Here is a 15,548-nt window from a genome sequence, read left to right as displayed (position 1 = left end):
AGCGCCAGGATCCTCCCGGACCTGCGCAACGGAACCGAGGGCAGGGGCACCGCCGCACCGAACGCGAGAGAGGCACTGAAGAGGAATGGGTGACGTCAAGGGCTTCCTGAAGCACGGACGAGAGCTGCCGAGCCGGCGGCCCGTCCCCGTGCGCCTGCTCGACTGGAAGGAGGTCTACGAGGAGTTCCCCGCGGACCACCTCGAGACCCAGGCCAGCCGGTGCATGGACTGCGGCATCCCGTTCTGCAACAACGGGTGCCCGCTCGGCAACATCATCCCGGACTGGAACGACCTCGTGTACCGGGACCGGTGGGAGGCGGCGATCGAGCGCCTGCACGCCACGAACAACTTCCCGGAGTTCACCGGCCGGCTGTGCCCGGCGCCGTGCGAGGCGGCGTGCGTGCTCGGCATCAACCAGGACCCGGTGACCATCAAGCAGGTCGAGGTGTCGATCATCGACCGGGCCTGGGCCGAGGGGTGGGTGCGCCCGGTGCGGGCGAGCCGCTTCACCGGCAAGAAGGTCGCCGTCATCGGCTCCGGGCCGGCGGGGCTCGCCGCGGCGCAGCAGCTGACCCGGGCCGGGCACCAGGTCATCGTGTACGAGCGGGCCGACCGGATCGGCGGGTTGCTCCGCTACGGGATCCCCGAGTTCAAGATGGAGAAGCGGCACCTGGAGCAGCGCCTCGCCCAGATGCGCGCCGAGGGCACCGAGTTCCGGACCCGCATCGACGTCGGCCGCGACATCTCGGTCGAGAAGCTCCGCGCCGACCACGACGCCGTCGTCATCGCCACCGGGGCGACCGCGTTCCGCGACCTGCCGATCCCCGGGCGCGAGCTCCGCGGCATCCACCAGGCCATGGAGTACCTGCCCTGGGCCAACCGGGCGCAGGAGGGCGACCTGGCGGTCGACGAGGTGCCGATCCACGCCGGCGGCAAGCAGGTCGTGATCATCGGCGGCGGCGACACCGGCGCCGACTGCCTCGGCACCGCCCACCGCCAGGGCGCCGCCGCGATCCACCAGTTCGAGATCATGCCGCGACCGCCCGACGGACGTCCCGACGCCAACCCGTGGCCCACGTGGCCGTTCACCTACCGCACGAGCTCGGCCCACGAGGAGGGCGGCGAGCGCGTGTACTCGATCAACACGATCGAGTTCCTCGACGACGGCGCCGGCAACCTGCGGGCCCTGCGGGTCGTCGACGTGGAGCAGCAGGTCGTCGACGGCCGGCCGACCTTCACGCCGGTCGAGGGCACCGAGCGCGAGCTCGAGGCGGACCTCGTGTTCCTCGCCATGGGCTTCACCGGTCCGGAGCGCGCCGGCCTGCTCGACGACCTCGGGGTCGAGATCGACGCCCGCGGCAACGTCGTGCGCGACGACGGCTGGGCCACGAGCGAGGAGGGCGTCTTCGTGTGCGGTGACGCCGGCCGGGGCCAGAGCCTCATCGTCTGGGCGATCGCCGAGGGCCGCTCGTGCGCCGCTGCGGTCGACTCGCACCTGATGGGCGAGACCGACCTCCCGTCGCCCGTGCGCCCGACCGACCGGCCGCTCGTCTGAGCCCGGTCCGGGCCCGCCGAGCCGACCCGACCACCACCGACGAGCGACCGCCGTGCTGACCGGACCCGGCGGGGCGCTCCGCGTGGTCGTCGTCCACTGGAACCAGGCCGAGGCCTGCCTCGGCACCGTGGCCCGCTTCGGCGACCGCGAGGTGCCGGTCCGGGTGACCGTGGTCGACAACGCGTCGGAGCCCGACTCGCTCGCCGTGCTCCGCAAGGGCCTCGACGAGCTCCGAGTCGGGTGGGCGACCGGGCCCGACGGCATCGAGCTCGTCGAGCACCCCGTCAACGCCGGCTTCGGGCCCGGCGCCAACGTGGGCCTCCGCCGGTTCCTCGGCGATCCCGACGACGGCGAGTGGGTCGCGCTCGCACCCCACGACGTCGACCCGCACCCCGGGTGCCTGGGCGCGGTCCTCGACGCGGTGGCCGGCCAGCCGATGGCGGGCCTCGCCTGCGCCGACGTCGGCGACGGGATGGTGCCCGTGATCGACCCCTACTTCGGCGGGATGGCGGTCCCTGCCCCCGGCCCGCCGCCCGATCCGTCGCACCTGCCGCGGTGGGAGGACGTCGACTACCCCCACGGGACGTTGATGTTCCTGCGCCGCGCCACCCTCGACGAGGTCGGGGTCTTCGACGAGCGCTACTTCTCGTACTGCGAGGAGGCCGAGCTCGCCCTCCGGGCCCGGCGAGCGGGGTGGACGGTGGGCCTCGTGCGCGGCGCCCGCGTGCAGAACCTCCACCTCGGCTCCTCGGTCGCCCGGGTCGACCACCTGCAGACCCGCAACACGCTGCTGCTCGTGCAGGAGATGAGCGGCTGGTACCACGCGTGGATCCGGTCGTGCATCACGCTGTGGCAGGTCGGGCGGGGCCTGGCGCGACCGGCGTCACGGCCGCCGGTGTTCGACGCCGCCGCGCGGCTGCGCGGCCTGCGGGACTTCTGGCTGCGTCGCTTCGGCCCTCCGCCGGCCTGACGCGACCGCCCGGGCTCCGGCGAACCGACGCCGGGGCGCGGCGATCAGGTGCCGACGGGGAGGATGCCCTCTTCGTGGGCCCGCTCGAGCGCAGCGGTCCGGTCGTGGACGCCGAGCTTGCGGTAGATCCGCTTCAGGTGGGAGCGGACGGTCTCGTGGGAGACGTAGAGCTCCGCGCCGATCTCTCGTGCCGTGGCGCCGCTCTGGAGCCGCTCGAGCACCTGCACCTCGCGGTCGCTCAGCCCGAGCAGCGTCGCGGGGGACTGGTCGAGGTCGAGCAGCCGGGCGGCCAGGACGGCGGCGCGGCAGGCGACCTCGGGGTCGACGACCATCTCGCCGTTGGCGACGGCGACGACGTCCTCGACCAGCCGGCGCGCCTCACGGGGCCGGGCGACGTAGCCCCGGACGCCGGCGCGGAGGAACCGCAGCAGGGCGCGTTCGTCGCCCTCCTCGGCGAGGACCAGCAACGGGCGGCCGGTCGCCTGGATCGCCTCGGCGGCCGCCGGGACGCCGTCGGCCGACAGGCCGGTGGTGTCCAGCACGACCACGTCGGCCCCGCGCGCCGCCTCGGGCGGCAGGAGGTCGACGAACGCCGAGAAGGGGTCGAAGGTGCTCCGCAGTCCGTGCAGCACCAACTCGTTCGAGGTGGCCGGTGCCACTCGCACCGGCACCGACGGGGAGAGTCGTGGCGAGGTCATGGTGATCCATCCCTACCCGGAGGGCCCACGGTCCATGACCCTCGGCCGGATCCCGCACCCGGGTGTCGCTCGGACACCCCGTCGCGGCGTCGTGACCGGCGGTAGCGTGCCGCCCGATGTCGGAGCGGACGAGGTCGAGGAGCGTCGCCGGCCGGGTCGCCGTCGTGACCGGCGCGGCGAGCGGCATGGGGCGCGCCACCGCGGCGCTGCTCGGCGCCGAGGGCGCCCGGGTCTCGTGCTGGGACGTCCACGACGGGGTGGCCGAGGTCGCCGAGGGCATCACCGCCGGTGGCGGCGAGGCGGTCGCGGTGACCGTCGACATCTCCGACGAGGGCGCGGTGGCGTCTGCGGTCGCGACGACCCGTAGGGCGCTGGGACCGATCGACCTGCTGGTCAACAACGCCGGGATCAGCCTGCCCGCCCCGCTGGACGGCGACGGCTGGCGCGAGGCGTGGGACCGGACGCTGGCCGTGGACCTCACCGGGCCGGCGCTGGTGCTGCGGGCCTGCCTGGACGACCTCCGGCGCGACGGCGAGGGCCGTGTCGTCAACATCGCCTCGACCGAGGGGCTCGGCGCGACCGCCTTCCTCAGCCCGTACACCGCGGCCAAGCATGGCGTGATCGGATTGACCCGGGCCGCGGCGGTCGAGCTCGCCCCCGCCGGGGTCACCGTCAACTGCGTGTGCCCGGGACCCATCCGGACCGGCATGACCGCAGTGATCCCCGACGAGCACAAGGAGCGCTTCGCCCGTCGCCGGGTGCCGATGCGGCGCTACGGCGAGCCCGAGGAGGTCGCGGACGTGATCGTGTCGCTGCTCCTGCCGTCGGCCTCGTACGCGACCGGCGCGGTCGTCACCGTCGACGGCGGCCTGACGGTGCAGAACACGTGAGCGACGAAGCGGACGGGGCGGCGCCGCCCCGGGAGCTCTCGGACGCCGAGGCCGACCTGGTGCTCGGCGCGATCGCGACGACCCGCGCCGTCCGGCGGTACCGACCGGAGCCCGTCCCGACCGAGGATCTGTCCCGGATCCTGTTCGCGGCCACACGGGCCCCGTCGGGCTCGAACCGCCAACCGGTCCGATTCCTCGTCCTCCGGGGCTCGGAGACGGCGCTCGCGGCCAAGGGGCTGATCGGCGGCGCGGCGCGCCGCATCTGGGCGGCCAAGCGCGCCGAGGACGGCTACGACGCCGGCACCGGCGCCGACCCGACGTCGCCGAAGGCGCGGACCGCAGCGACGATGGAGCACTTCGTCGACCACTTCGAGGAGATCCCCGTCGTCATCCTCGTGGCCGCGCTCCGGTCCCGCCCCGGCCCCGAGGAGACGATCGGCGCCTCGATCTACCCGGCGTGCCAGAACCTCCTGCTCGCCGCCCGGGCGCTCGGCTACGGCGGCGTGATGATGACCTGGCACCGCGCGGTCGACGCGGAGCTGCGGGAGCTGCTCGGCATCCCCGACGACGTGTTCCTGGCGGCGACCATCACGATGGGCCGGCCCCGGGGCGGCCACGGGCCGGTGCGGCGCATGCCGCTCGAGGCCTTCGTCTACGAGGACGGGTGGGAGCGGACCGTGGACTGGACGAGCGAGCCGCCCGGCACCCGCCACACCCGCTGGCGTCGCTGACCGCGCAGCGCGGGCGTCGGTGGCCGCACCGGCGCGGCAGGATGTGGAGATGAGCGACCACCCCCCACGGTGCACCCACATCGACGGCCTCGTCCCGGCCGACGGGCTGCTCGGCGAGCCGCCCAGCGGCGACGGCTGCGTCGAGTGCCTCGAGCTGGGCATGCGCTGGGTCCACCTCCGGCGCTGCCTCGAGTGCGGCCACGTCGGCTGCTGCGACAACAGCATCGGCAAGCACGCGACCGCCCACTCCCGCACGGTCGGCCACCCGCTGGTGCAGTCGTTCGAGCCGGGCGAGGACTGGGTGTGGTGCTACCCCGACGACGTGGGCTTCCAGGTGGCCGGCGCCGAGGACAGCCCGTCGCACCCCTGACCGGCTCCACTACCGTGCAGTCCTGACGCCGAGGCGGGCCGCCGGCGTCGCCCGACCGAGGTGCGGGTCCCGCGACCCCGCCCCGAGCGACGGAGAGGGGAGGCCCAATGGCCACGAGCGACCACGACGGACCCGGCGAGCGACGCGCCGCCATCGTCTTCCGGAGCGCCGACACCACGACCGCCGAGGTGGTCGGCCACGAGCTCGCGAAGCGCTACGGCGTCGACTACCTGATCGATGCCGGCGACGACCCCGACGAGCTCGCGACGGTCTGCGACCGGCTGGTGGCGGAGGGCACACCCGTGGCGCTCGTCGTCGCGGGCTTCGGTCGATCGGACCGGGACGGCATCCACGCGGTGACCGCGGTGCGCGACGCCCACCCCGACGCCCGGCGCGCCGTGGTGGTCCCCTGGGGCGAGTTCGACCTGGCGCCCGAGGTGTTCGAGGCGCAGTCCGACGGTCGGATCGAGTTCTTCGTCATCCGGCCCGAGCACCTCCCCGACGAGGAGTTCCACCGCGCCATCACGGAGGTCCTCGAGGAGTGGAACCTGGCGCGTGGCGGCGGGTTCGAGGCGGTGCGCATCATCGGCGACCCCTCGTCGTCGCGGGTCCACGAGCTGCAGGACTCGTTCAACCGCAACCACATCCCGATCGGGTTCCACGACGCCGCGTCGCCTCGGGGGCGGGCGATGCTCGACGGGCTCGGGCCCGCCGTCGCGCTCCCGGTGCTGGTCCTGCAGTTCACCCCTCAGCCGACCGTGCTGGTCGACCCGACCGACGTCGAGATCGCCGACGCCTTCGGGCTCACCGGCACCCTCGACCCCGACGACGTCTTCGACGTCACCGTCGTCGGCGCCGGCCCCGCCGGTCTCGCCGCCGCGGTGTACGCCGCGTCCGAGGGCCTCCGGACGCTCGTCGTCGAGCGCCAGGCCGTCGGGGGCCAGGCTGGCACCAGCTCGCAGATCCGCAACTACCCGGGCTTCCCGCGCGGCATCAGCGGTGCCCGCCTCGCGTTCAGCGCGTTCCACCAGGCGTGGAGCTTTGGCGCCACCTTCCTGTTCATGCGATCCGTGACGGGGCTCAGGGCCGACGGCGACGAGCGCGTCCTCGACCTCTCCGACGGCACGTCGGTGCGGACCCGGACGCTCGTCATCGCGAACGGCGTCAGCTACCGCCGGCTCGACGTCCCCGAGGTCGACGAGCTGCAGGGCCGGGGCGTCTTCTACGGCGCCGCGGTGACCGAGGCACCGAACCTCGCCGGGCGATCGGTGGTCGTCGTGGGCGGCGGCAACTCGGCGGGCCAGGCCGCGGTGCACCTCGCCCGGTTCGCGTCCGACGTCACGATCGCGGTCCGGGGCGACGGGCTCGCCGCCACGATGTCGGACTACCTGGTCCGCGTGATCGATGCCTCGCCCACGATCTCGGTCGCGACCGAGGTCGAGGTGGTGGGGGGCGGTGGCGACGGGCACCTCGAGCGGCTGCGGCTGCGCGACCGTCGCAGCGGCGAGGAGCGGGAGCAGGACGCCGACGCGCTCTTCCTGCTGATCGGCTCCGAGCCGCGCACCGACTTCCTCGACGGGGCCGTGGAGCGCGACGACTGGGGGTTCGTGGCCACCGGCGGGGACGTCGGCGACCGCCGGGCCTACCAGCACCTCGGGCGGGAGCCGGGGCCGCTCGAGACGAGCCTCCCCGGCGTGTTCGCCGTGGGCGACGTGCGGCGGGGTTCGATCAAGCGGGTGGCGACGGCCGTGGGCGAGGGCGCCGTGGCGATCCCGCTCGTGCACCGGTACCTGGACGAGCTCGGCCGGGTCGCGATCGACGTGACCGACCACGCCGGCGCGACGGCCTCGATCTGACGACGGGCCGATCCGACGATGGCAGCGACCCGACGACGGTGACGAGCGAGCGAGGAGCGGGAAGGGCGGCGATGGAGGTCCCCGTGGAGCACCACCCGGTGCGCCAGCTGCTGCCGTCCATGCGGTGGCTCCTGCTGGCGGCCGGGGTCCTCGTCACCCTGGCCGGGGTCCAGCTGTACCTCTTCCCGCTGCGGACCGATCGCTGGTTCGCGTGGACGATCTCGCCGCCGATGACCGCGGTGTTCCTCGGCGGCGCCTACTGGTCGAGCGCGGCGTTCGAGTGGACCGGGGCGCGGGCGAGGACCTGGGCCGACGCCCGCATCGCGGTGCCGACGGTCTTCGTGTTCACCACGACCACGCTCGTCGTCACCCTCGTGCACATCGACAAGTTCCATCTCCGCGACGAGCACGGGTTCTCGACGCGGCTCGTCACGTGGATCTGGATCGCCGTCTACGCCATCGTGCCCGTGCTGATGCTCGTGATCTGGGTCGGCCAGGTGCGGGTGCCCGGGATCGATCCGGCCCGGACCCGGCCGCTCAGCCGCACGGTCGTCGCGGTCGTGGCAGCGCAGTCGGCGCTGTTCCTCCTCGTCGGCACGTGGATGCTCGCCGCGCCCGAGGACGCCACGTGGTGGCCGTGGGCCGTGACCCCGCTGACCGGGCGCGCCATCGGGGCGTGGGTGCTCAGCCTCGGCGTCGCCGCCGGCCACGCGGTGCTCGAGCGCGACGCCGTCCGGCTGCGCCCTGCTGCCGCGGCCGACGTGGCCTTCGCCGTCCTGCAGGGGATCGCGCTGCTCCGCCACGGCGGCGACCTCGACTGGGGCCGGCCGTCGGCCTGGGCGTTCGTCGCCGTGCTCGTCGTCATGGCCTGGATCGGCGTGCGCACGATCGTCGCCGCCCGCAGCCCGAGGGCGGGGCTGGACGCCACGCTCGACCCCGCGGCCTGACCCGCCGGCGTCCACCCCACGGCCCGGCCCGGCCTGGCCGGCCGGTCGCGTGGCCGGACGGGACGGCTCGGGGTCAGGTGCCCTTGCGGCGGTCGAGCCGGTCCGCGCCGGCCTCGACGCCGGGGAGCTGGGCCGCGAACACGCCGGTGCGGGTCGCGACCAGCTCGGCCAGCACCGCCTCGGCCTCGTTCCAGTCGACGGCGCGGGGCCCGTCGAGGTCCCGGTTGTAGGGCTGGTCGAACACGACGACGGTGTTGCCGCCGGCCCGCAGCGCCGCCACGTTGTGCGGCGCGTCCTCGATGTAGGCGTCGGCCTGCGCCTCGGGCTTGGCGCCGAGGAAGCACAGGTCCCGGTACGGGATGCGGTTGGCGTCGAGCCAGTCGACCGTGTCCGACACGATCAGCGCGTGGCCCCAGTTGGTGACCAGCCGGTGCGTGATGATGCGGATCCAGACGCCGGCGTCCGACAGCCGCCAGAGGGCGTCGGCCACGCCGTCCATGGCCGGCATGTTCCGGAACATGTGCCGCTCCTGCACGCCGACGCGGTGCAGCCGGAGGAACTCCTGACGGTCGAGGCCCCACTCGGCGAAGTCCCAGCTCACCTCGGTGGTCAGGTCGGCGGCCGGGATCCTGCGCTCGGCCGCCACGACCTCGGCGAACGCCGACGTGTAGTCGGCGCACACCCCGTCAAGGTCGACGCCGAGGACGAAGTCGCCCACCCCGTCGGTCACGGCCGTGCCCCGGCGTCGGGGCCGCCCGCGCCCGCGCGTCGCGGGGCGCCGGCCGGGGTGCGGCGCGGGTGCTTGGGCATGCGGCGGCGGCGCCCGCCGACCGCCCGCAGCGCGAGGGCGTCGTCGGCGAGCACCCGGAAGTTCGCGAGCGCGCTCGCCTCCCACGTCAGCTCGCCGGCCCGTTCCAGGGCCCCGGCGCGGAGGCGAGCCAGCAGCTCGGGGTCGGTGAGCACGTCGGCGACGATCCCGGCGAGCTCGGAGTCGGATCGCCCGAGCAGCCCGCTGCGGCCGGCGTCGATCGCGTCGGCGTGGCCGGCGATGTCGGTCGCCACCGCGGGTGTGCCGCACGCCGCGGCCTCGGTGAGCGTCATGCCCCAGCCCTCGCGCGTCGAGGCCGACACCGCGAGCCAGGCCCTCCGGTAGAGGTCGAGCAGCTCGTCGTCGCTCAGGCGGCCCGGGAGGCGGACCCAGTCGCGGCCGCCGACCGCGGCGACCTGCGCCTCGATCTCCTCGCGCTGGTAGCCCTCGCCGACGATCACGAGCTCGACGTCGGGGACCCGCTCGCGCACCGCCGCCATCACGCGCACGAGGCGCGGGAAGTCCTTGACCGGTGTGAGCCGGCCCACGGCGACGCACAGGGGGGTGGGCGAGCGATCGGGCCCTGCGGCCGGGGCGGGGGAGAAGAACGGGTCGATCCCCGGCGGGATCACCGTGACGTGGCCGGCGTCGAAGCCGAGCTCCTCGACGAGCTCCTCCTTGGACGACGGCGACAGCGTCACGACCGGCACGCGCCGGTAGAACGGCGGGGCCAGCCGCTCCTCGAGCAGGTTGCCGAGCGCTGCCACCGGCCCCGGCAGGCTCTGCTGCCACATCGGGCCGTGCACGTGGTGCAGCCACACCGACGTGGGGCCGTGCCACCAGAGCGGCGACATGAACGGCACGCCGTTCCAGATCTCGATCACGGCATCCGCGCTGCCGAGGTGCCCGGTGAGCTCGGCGACGGCGGCCCGGGGGAACACGACGTAGCGGTTGCCGCGCCGGCTCACCCGGTAGCCGTGGCGGAGGTCGGTCGGCGGGCGCCCGACCGACGTCGACGTGCGGTGCGTGACCAGCAGCCCGGCCTGGGCCCAGATCGCCTCGATGCTGTCGGCGTGGACCTCGGAGCCGCCGGCCTCGTCGTCGTCCAGGTCCCGCCACCCGAACACGTGGATCCGGCTGATCCCGGAGCGGTCCGCCAGCTCGGCGATGGCGTCGACGGTGCGGCTGCTTGCAAGGGGCGGCTCCATGGGGACCCGTATGCTACGCAGACCGTTCCCCGCCACCGGGGAACCGCGCGCCATGAGGAGTGACCGTGAAGCTCACCGGTGAGCGCCCGATGCAGGGCCAGACACCCGACTCGCTGCTCGCCCTGCACACCGCGGGCTACCGCGAGGTGCGGGCTCGGATGGCCGACGGGCGGTTCCTGGACGTCGGCTGCGGCCTGGGCGACGAGTCGGTGGGCTTCGCAGGGTCCGAGCGCGAGCTCGTGGGCGTGGACTACGACGCCGAGACCGCCGCCACCGCGGTGCGGACCCACGGCGGTGCCGGCATGCGGGCGATCTGCTCCGACGGCTCGCTGCTGGCGCTCAAGGGCGACACGTTCGACAACGTGTGCTCGTCGCACCTCATCGAGCACTTCACCGAGCCCGAGCACCACGTCGAGGAGGTGGCCCGGGTCCTCTCGCCCGGCGGCACGGCGTTCTTCATCACGCCGAACGAGCCGGCCGACTTCGAGAACCCGTACCACGTGTACCTGTTCGGGCCCGATGAGCTGCGCGACATGCTCGGCCGGCACTTCCGCTCGGTCGAGGTCCACGGGCTCGACGCCACGCCCCGAGTCAAGGCCGACTTCGAGAAGCGCCGCGAGATGGCGAACAAGCTGCTGCGGCTCGACCCGCTCGGCCTGCGCCACAAGCTGCCGCGGGAGGCGTTCGTCTGGCTGCACGCCACCGGGCGCCGCCTGGCCTACCGCTTCACCAACACCGAGCAGGTCGGCGGCGCGTCGGGCATCACCGACGACGAGTTCTTCCTGACCGACGACATCGACGACACCACGCTCGTCCTGTTCGCGGTCTGCTCCGACCCCATCGACTGAGCCCATGGGCCGGGTGCCGGCTCACGCAGTTTCGGTGGGGGACTCGTCGGTGGGGGCGTCCGGGCCGCCGGCCCTGGAGCGGCGGAGGAGCTCGACGAGGGGGTCGACCGCCAGCAGGCCGGTGGCGAACAGCGCCCAGGCGTGGGTGATCTCGAACTCGTTCATCCACTCGAAGTCGACGAGGAGGTCGGCGCGGGCCTGGCGGACGACGATGTAGGCCGTAGCGAGGCCGAGGCCCCCGACGCACGCGATCCGCAACAGCACCTGACCCCGACCCACGGCGAGGGCCAGCGCGGTCACGGCGAGGATCGCGAGCCCGACCCAGGGGCCGAGGAACACCGCGGCCACCACGCCGACGGCGAGCGCCACCACGAGCGACCGTCCGACCGGGAGGGCCGGGCCGTCGGTCGAGAGGGGCCCGACGCCGACGACGTCGACGGTGCCGACGAGGTCGTCGGACAGGGGCGCCCCGGTGAGCCGCCGGACGACCGGCACGCGGCGGAGCCAGCGCGTCGGCGCGGCCGCCAGGAACACGCACAGGGCGACGCCGACGAGCGAGGCCCAGATGGCGATCCACACCATCCGCTGCGGTGCGAACGTCATCGTGATCGTGGCGTCCGCGCCGACCTCGGACGGGTCGACCCGCCACCCGTTGGCGAAGCCGTTGACGAGCGTCGGCTCCCCGAGGTCCACCGTCCCCCCGCTGCCCTCGGCGGTGGCGGTCCAGCCGGGCGACAGGCTCTGGCCGAGCACCACCCAGTAGGGCTCGTCGGCGTCGGTGACCTTCGCTTCGTACGCCGTGCGGGCGGTGCGCGTCGTGGTCGTCGCCGGCGGCGTGGGGCCGGGTCCCGGCGGGTCCTCGAGGGTGTCGGTGCCGGCGGCGCCGCCGGCCGCCGAGGCGAGCGTCAGCTGGTCGACGTCGATGCCGGTGGTGCGGCCGTCGGCGGTCTCGAGGAGGGTGCGGCCGGCCGGGACGGCCACGCCGGGTCCTGCGTCGCCGTCCGCGGCGCACGACTGCAGATGCAGCGGCTCGCGGCCGAGGGCCTGGCCCACCGTGCCGACGACTCGGAGCCCGACGCGCCGGTCGCCGAGCGTGAGCAGGTCGCTGCGGCACTCCGCCGGCAGCGGCGCGTCGGCCGAGGGCTGCGCCTGCGTGGGCAGGCCGAGCTCGGCGATGCCGACGGGCACCACGGTGGGGGACCCGCTGAACCAGTCGAGGGACCGGACCTCCTGCACCTCGTCGATGCGGAAGCGGAACGTCGTGCCGGTGATCGGGCCCGTCGGCACCTCGACCGTCGTCGTGGTGCCGCGCTCGCCGGACCGGTCGACCGTGCCGTCGGCTCGGGCTCCGGACGTGACGCCGGCGGCCGCCAGGTCGAGCGTCGGGCCGTCGACCCCGTCGACCTGCAGCGCGACCTTCGAGGGGACCGAGTGACGCCCGTCGGTCACGATCGACATCGGCAGCCCGTCGATCGTCACCGGCTGCGGGTACGTCACCTCGATCCAGTCGCCGACGGCGCCGTTCACCGGGGTCTGCCACGCGGTCGCGTCGTCGCCGTCCACGGCGACCGACGCGCGGGCGCGCAGGTCACCGGCCAGCGTGGCGCCGGCCGTCGCGGTGAGGCCGCCCGCGGCGGCGTCGCGGGCCCCGATCAGCTCGTCGACCTGCTGGTCGGGGATGCGGCCCGAGATGCGAGCGGTCCCGAACGGCAGGAACGTCCGGGCGACCGGGCCCTCGACCCAGCGGAGCATCTGGCGCTCCTCGTCGTCGATCACGACCTCGGCCGGATCCGCGGCCCGGCGCTGGAACACGTAGGAGAGCGGTCGGTCGAGGGACCCGTCGCCCAGTCCGTCGAGCAGGTCCTCCGGCGGTCGCACGACCTCGACCGTGGGCTCGACGCCCGGCACCGAGACCTCGGCGAACCCGACGTCGGAGATCCCGGTCCAGCGGGCGAGCTCGCCCAGGTTGGTGCGGGTGATCGCGATGCGGAGGGTGCGGAAGGTCCGCTCCGGGAACGTGATCTCCTGGCCGGGCGGCGTGCGGGACGCATCGGTGAGCTCGACGGGGACCGGGTCCGACGACAGCGGGTCACCGGCGTCGGGGTCGTCGACCGCCCGCTCCTCGTCGTCGAACGACAGCTCGACGCCGGTGATCCAGCGGTTGGCCGGCTTCTGGGCCTGCAGCAGCGTGATCCGGTCGGTCGTGACGGGCTCGTCGAAGGTCAGCTGCAGGTACTCGCCGTCGACGCCCTCGAACGCGCCGACCTGCCACGCCGTGCTCGGATCGCCGTCGATCGCGCGGGCGGCCCGGCCGCTGGCCGTGTAGCTCACCGGGTTGCCGTAGGAGCTGGCGCGGGCCACGGCGCCGCCCACCTGCTCGGTGACGGTGAAGGCGTCGTCGTCCGCGTCGGGGAACACGTCGAGGCGGTTGTCGGCCGGATCGGCGACGAGCGGCGCCTCGCCGGCCATCTCGGTGTAGCCGTCGTTCTCCCTCACCGAGCCCCAGCGCCGGGCCTGGCGGCGGTTGGTGTCGGTCACGACGAGCGACGACTCTGGCTCGGCGGCGATCGATTCCATGTCCCCGGGGTCGTCGGCGAACGAGCCGGAGTAGAAGAGGGGGCGATCCGCCTGGAGCCCGCCCGAGGCGGCCAGGCCGACGATGCCCGCGGCGTTCCCGGCCATCAGCACCGGGGCCGAGGCCTGCTCCGTGCGCAGCATCGGCCGGGGGTCCTCGACGGGGAACACCGAGACGGGCGCGGGATCGGCGTCGCTGGCGGGCGTGCCGTACTCGATGGCGTCGTCGAGGGGGAGCCGCGGGTCGGCCACGTTGGGCCGGGCGTCGCCGAACGTGGTCGGCTCGCCGATACCCGGCGCGGACCGGAGCTCGGCGTCGAGCGACCGCGGGCGCGGCGTGCGGAAGCGCTCGTACTGCAGGTCGGCGCGGTGGATGATCTGGTCGACGCCGAGCAGCCGGGCGATCGGGGCCCACGTCCTGGGGTCCGACGTGCCCTCCTGCACCGGCAGGTCCCAGTCGTTGAGGAGGTTCGACGACGCCGGCGTGCCGTAGGGGATGAGCTCGCGGGCGACGTAGTCGCGGTCCATGAGCCCGGGCGTGATCGGGTCGACCGTGTTGCCCCACCGGTACGTGGCGAAGTCGACGCCGGGCACCTCGGCGACGCGGTAGGCGGGATCGCCGTCGTCGAGGAAGGCGGCGGCGTCCTGCCAGTACGAGGGCACGTCGCTCGGCCGGTCGAGGTTCTCGTCCACCATCTGCCCACGGAACAGCGCGAGCTGGTTGAGGCAGATCAGCAGGAGGAGCGCGCCGGCCACCGGCACGCGCAGCCCGGGCTTCCAGCGGCCCACCGCGGCGGCCCCGGCGCCGAGGAGGACGGCGAGCCCGAGTGCGATCAGCGGGACGGCCCGCGGCGTCGAGCGGAACGCCAGGCCCGAGTCGGTCGTCGTCCACTGCTTGAAGGCCGCGCCGGCGGGGCTCGAGGCCGTCCAGGGGTGCGCCCCCACGCCGATGACGAGCCCGGCCACGACGAGCAGGCCGAAGTAGCCGCGGTGGCGGAACCGGCTGAGCAGGCCGCCGCAGAAGGCGAGGATCGGCAGCAGGTAGCTGAGCGCGAGCGCCGGCAGCGCCTGGACCATCGTGATCGCCGGCCGGATCCAGGGCCCGAGGGCGTCCCGCCCGTAGAAGTACCAGTACCCGAGCCCGCGCAGGAGCTCGGTCGCGAGCGCGGCGCCGGCCACGACGAAGTACGTCTCGGTGTAGCGCAGGATCGGGATGCCGTACGCGCCCTGCACGGCCAGGCCGGCGATCCACCAGAAGCTGGTGACCAGCGTCAGGACGCTGATCCGCAGCCCGGCTGCCAGCGTGCGCCGGAGCGTCGCCTCCCGGGCGACGAAGGTGGCGTGGGCCATCCACAGCACCGGCGCCACCATCACGAGCAGGAGCGATGTGGCGTTGACGCCGCCCACGGTGAGCGTCACGAGCGCGAAGGCGGCCGGCGCCCGCCAGCCACCGGTCCGGATCGATCGGGCGGCCAGGCCCACCAACCACGGCAGGCCTGCGAACGGCAGCAGGATCACCGAGATCCGGGCGCCGTAGTCGAGCAGGTAGGGGCTGAGCGCGTAGGCGAACGACGCGACCGTGATGCCGGCCGAGCGCCAGTGCAGCTCCTTCAGGAGGAACCGGACGCCGAGCCCCGCGGCGCAGATGATCGACCCCAGCCAGAGGCGCTGGGCCACCCAGTCGGGCACGCCCAGCGTCTGCATGAGCCAGTAGTACGGACCCATCGGCCAGAGGTAGCCGATGTTCTGGTGCGTGATCGTCCCGAGCCCGATGTTCGGGTCCCACATCGACACCGCCCGCGACAGGAGGCGGCCCGGGTCCAGGTACAGGTACGTCTTCGTGTCCGCCCCGATCCGCCCCGGCTTGGTGAGCAGCAGGGGGACGTACGCCACGAGCACCAGCAGGACCGCCCCGATCGGGACGTGCCGGAGCCGGTCCCCGAACGATCGGCGGGTTCCCGGCTCGACGGGAGGCGAGGCCGGGATCGGGGTCGTCGAGGGCGCGGACATGGACGGCGGGGAACGCTAGTTGCCCTGGGCGGCGCGGTCGCGGCGCCGCACCCGGCGTGCTGCGTCCCCGTCCCGGTCGTGGA

At 74.3% G+C, this 15,548-nt stretch carries 12 protein-coding genes; 8 read left to right on the top strand and 4 right to left on the bottom strand.

Annotated elements, in window-relative coordinates; genetic code table 11:
* The first annotated feature begins 85 nt into the window (after positions 1-85).
* Both LH044_RS02845 and LH044_RS02840 read left to right on the top strand, forming a co-directional pair.
* Positions 86-1,555 carry a glutamate synthase subunit beta gene (locus tag LH044_RS02845; protein WP_227758287.1) on the top strand — a complete coding sequence of 490 codons (1,470 nt, stop codon included), beginning with the start codon at positions 86-88 and terminating at the stop codon, positions 1,553-1,555.
* 52 nt (positions 1,556-1,607) lie between these two features.
* Positions 1,608-2,525, top strand: a complete 918-nt coding sequence (locus tag LH044_RS02840; RefSeq protein WP_227758286.1) for a glycosyltransferase family protein — start codon at positions 1,608-1,610, stop codon at positions 2,523-2,525.
* A gap of 44 nt (positions 2,526-2,569) precedes the next feature.
* On the opposite strand, the gene LH044_RS02835 is transcribed toward LH044_RS02840, so the two are convergent.
* A complete protein-coding gene (locus LH044_RS02835) occupies positions 2,570-3,196 on the bottom strand; it encodes a response regulator transcription factor (RefSeq protein ID WP_227758285.1) in 627 nt (208 codons plus the stop codon).
* Positions 3,197-3,339: 143 nt separating this feature from the next.
* Here LH044_RS02835 and LH044_RS02830 point away from each other — a divergent pair, with 143 nt between their 5' ends.
* The 5 genes from LH044_RS02830 (at position 3,340) to LH044_RS02810 (ending at position 8,017) form a co-directional block, all read left to right on the top strand.
* Complete coding sequence (locus tag LH044_RS02830; protein WP_227758284.1) at positions 3,340-4,113, top strand: SDR family NAD(P)-dependent oxidoreductase; 774 nt, start codon at positions 3,340-3,342, stop codon at positions 4,111-4,113.
* Positions 4,110-4,844, top strand: a complete 735-nt coding sequence (locus LH044_RS02825) for a nitroreductase family protein (protein ID WP_227758283.1) — start codon at positions 4,110-4,112, stop codon at positions 4,842-4,844. The genes LH044_RS02830 and LH044_RS02825 overlap by 4 nt, the downstream gene beginning before the upstream one ends.
* A 49-nt stretch (positions 4,845-4,893) precedes the next feature.
* On the top strand, positions 4,894-5,214 hold the full coding sequence (locus LH044_RS02820; protein WP_227758282.1) for a UBP-type zinc finger domain-containing protein: 321 nt from the start codon (positions 4,894-4,896) through the stop codon (positions 5,212-5,214).
* A 107-nt stretch (positions 5,215-5,321) separates the two neighbouring features.
* A complete protein-coding gene (locus tag LH044_RS02815) occupies positions 5,322-7,070 on the top strand; it encodes an NAD(P)/FAD-dependent oxidoreductase (protein ID WP_227758281.1) in 1,749 nt (582 codons plus the stop codon).
* A 71-nt stretch (positions 7,071-7,141) separates the two neighbouring features.
* On the top strand, positions 7,142-8,017 hold the full coding sequence (locus tag LH044_RS02810; RefSeq protein WP_227758280.1) for a hypothetical protein: 876 nt from the start codon (positions 7,142-7,144) through the stop codon (positions 8,015-8,017).
* A gap of 73 nt (positions 8,018-8,090) precedes the next feature.
* Here LH044_RS02810 and LH044_RS02805 read toward each other — a convergent pair whose 3' ends face one another.
* A complete protein-coding gene (locus tag LH044_RS02805) occupies positions 8,091-8,747 on the bottom strand; it encodes a 5' nucleotidase, NT5C type (protein WP_227758279.1) in 657 nt (218 codons plus the stop codon).
* A complete protein-coding gene (locus LH044_RS02800) occupies positions 8,744-10,033 on the bottom strand; it encodes a glycosyltransferase family 4 protein (RefSeq protein WP_227758278.1) in 1,290 nt (429 codons plus the stop codon). The genes LH044_RS02805 and LH044_RS02800 overlap by 4 nt, the downstream gene beginning before the upstream one ends.
* 65 nt (positions 10,034-10,098) lie before the next feature.
* On the opposite strand from LH044_RS02800, the gene LH044_RS02795 reads away from it, so the two are divergent.
* Positions 10,099-10,881, top strand: a complete 783-nt coding sequence (locus LH044_RS02795; protein WP_227758277.1) for a class I SAM-dependent methyltransferase — start codon at positions 10,099-10,101, stop codon at positions 10,879-10,881.
* A gap of 21 nt (positions 10,882-10,902) precedes the next feature.
* Here LH044_RS02795 and LH044_RS02790 read toward each other — a convergent pair whose 3' ends face one another.
* The gene (locus LH044_RS02790) at positions 10,903-15,465 is read right to left on the bottom strand and encodes an alpha-(1->3)-arabinofuranosyltransferase domain-containing protein (RefSeq protein WP_227758276.1); all 4,563 of its coding nucleotides are present in this window, start codon (positions 15,463-15,465) and stop codon (positions 10,903-10,905) included.
* Between the last annotated feature and the right edge of the window lie 83 nt (positions 15,466-15,548).

The sequence above is a fragment of the Dermatobacter hominis genome (assembly GCF_020715685.1).
GTDB classification, from domain to species: Bacteria; Actinomycetota; Acidimicrobiia; order Acidimicrobiales; family Microtrichaceae; genus Dermatobacter; species Dermatobacter hominis.
Note: the sequence above shows the minus strand (reverse complement) of the source record. Positions and strands in the feature narration are given on the sequence as shown.

Coding starts and splice junctions, on each gene's coding strand:
- LH044_RS02845 (WP_227758287.1), top strand. CDS start 86: ATGGGTGACGTCAAGGGCTTCCTGAAGCACGGACGAGAGCTGCCGAGC.
- LH044_RS02830 (WP_227758284.1), top strand. CDS start 3,340: ATGTCGGAGCGGACGAGGTCGAGGAGCGTCGCCGGCCGGGTCGCCGTC.
- LH044_RS02820 (WP_227758282.1), top strand. CDS start 4,894: ATGAGCGACCACCCCCCACGGTGCACCCACATCGACGGCCTCGTCCCG.
- LH044_RS02815 (WP_227758281.1), top strand. CDS start 5,322: ATGGCCACGAGCGACCACGACGGACCCGGCGAGCGACGCGCCGCCATC.
- LH044_RS02810 (WP_227758280.1), top strand. CDS start 7,142: ATGGAGGTCCCCGTGGAGCACCACCCGGTGCGCCAGCTGCTGCCGTCC.
- LH044_RS02800 (WP_227758278.1), bottom strand. CDS start 10,033: ATGGAGCCGCCCCTTGCAAGCAGCCGCACCGTCGACGCCATCGCCGAG.
- LH044_RS02790 (WP_227758276.1), bottom strand. CDS start 15,465: ATGTCCGCGCCCTCGACGACCCCGATCCCGGCCTCGCCTCCCGTCGAG.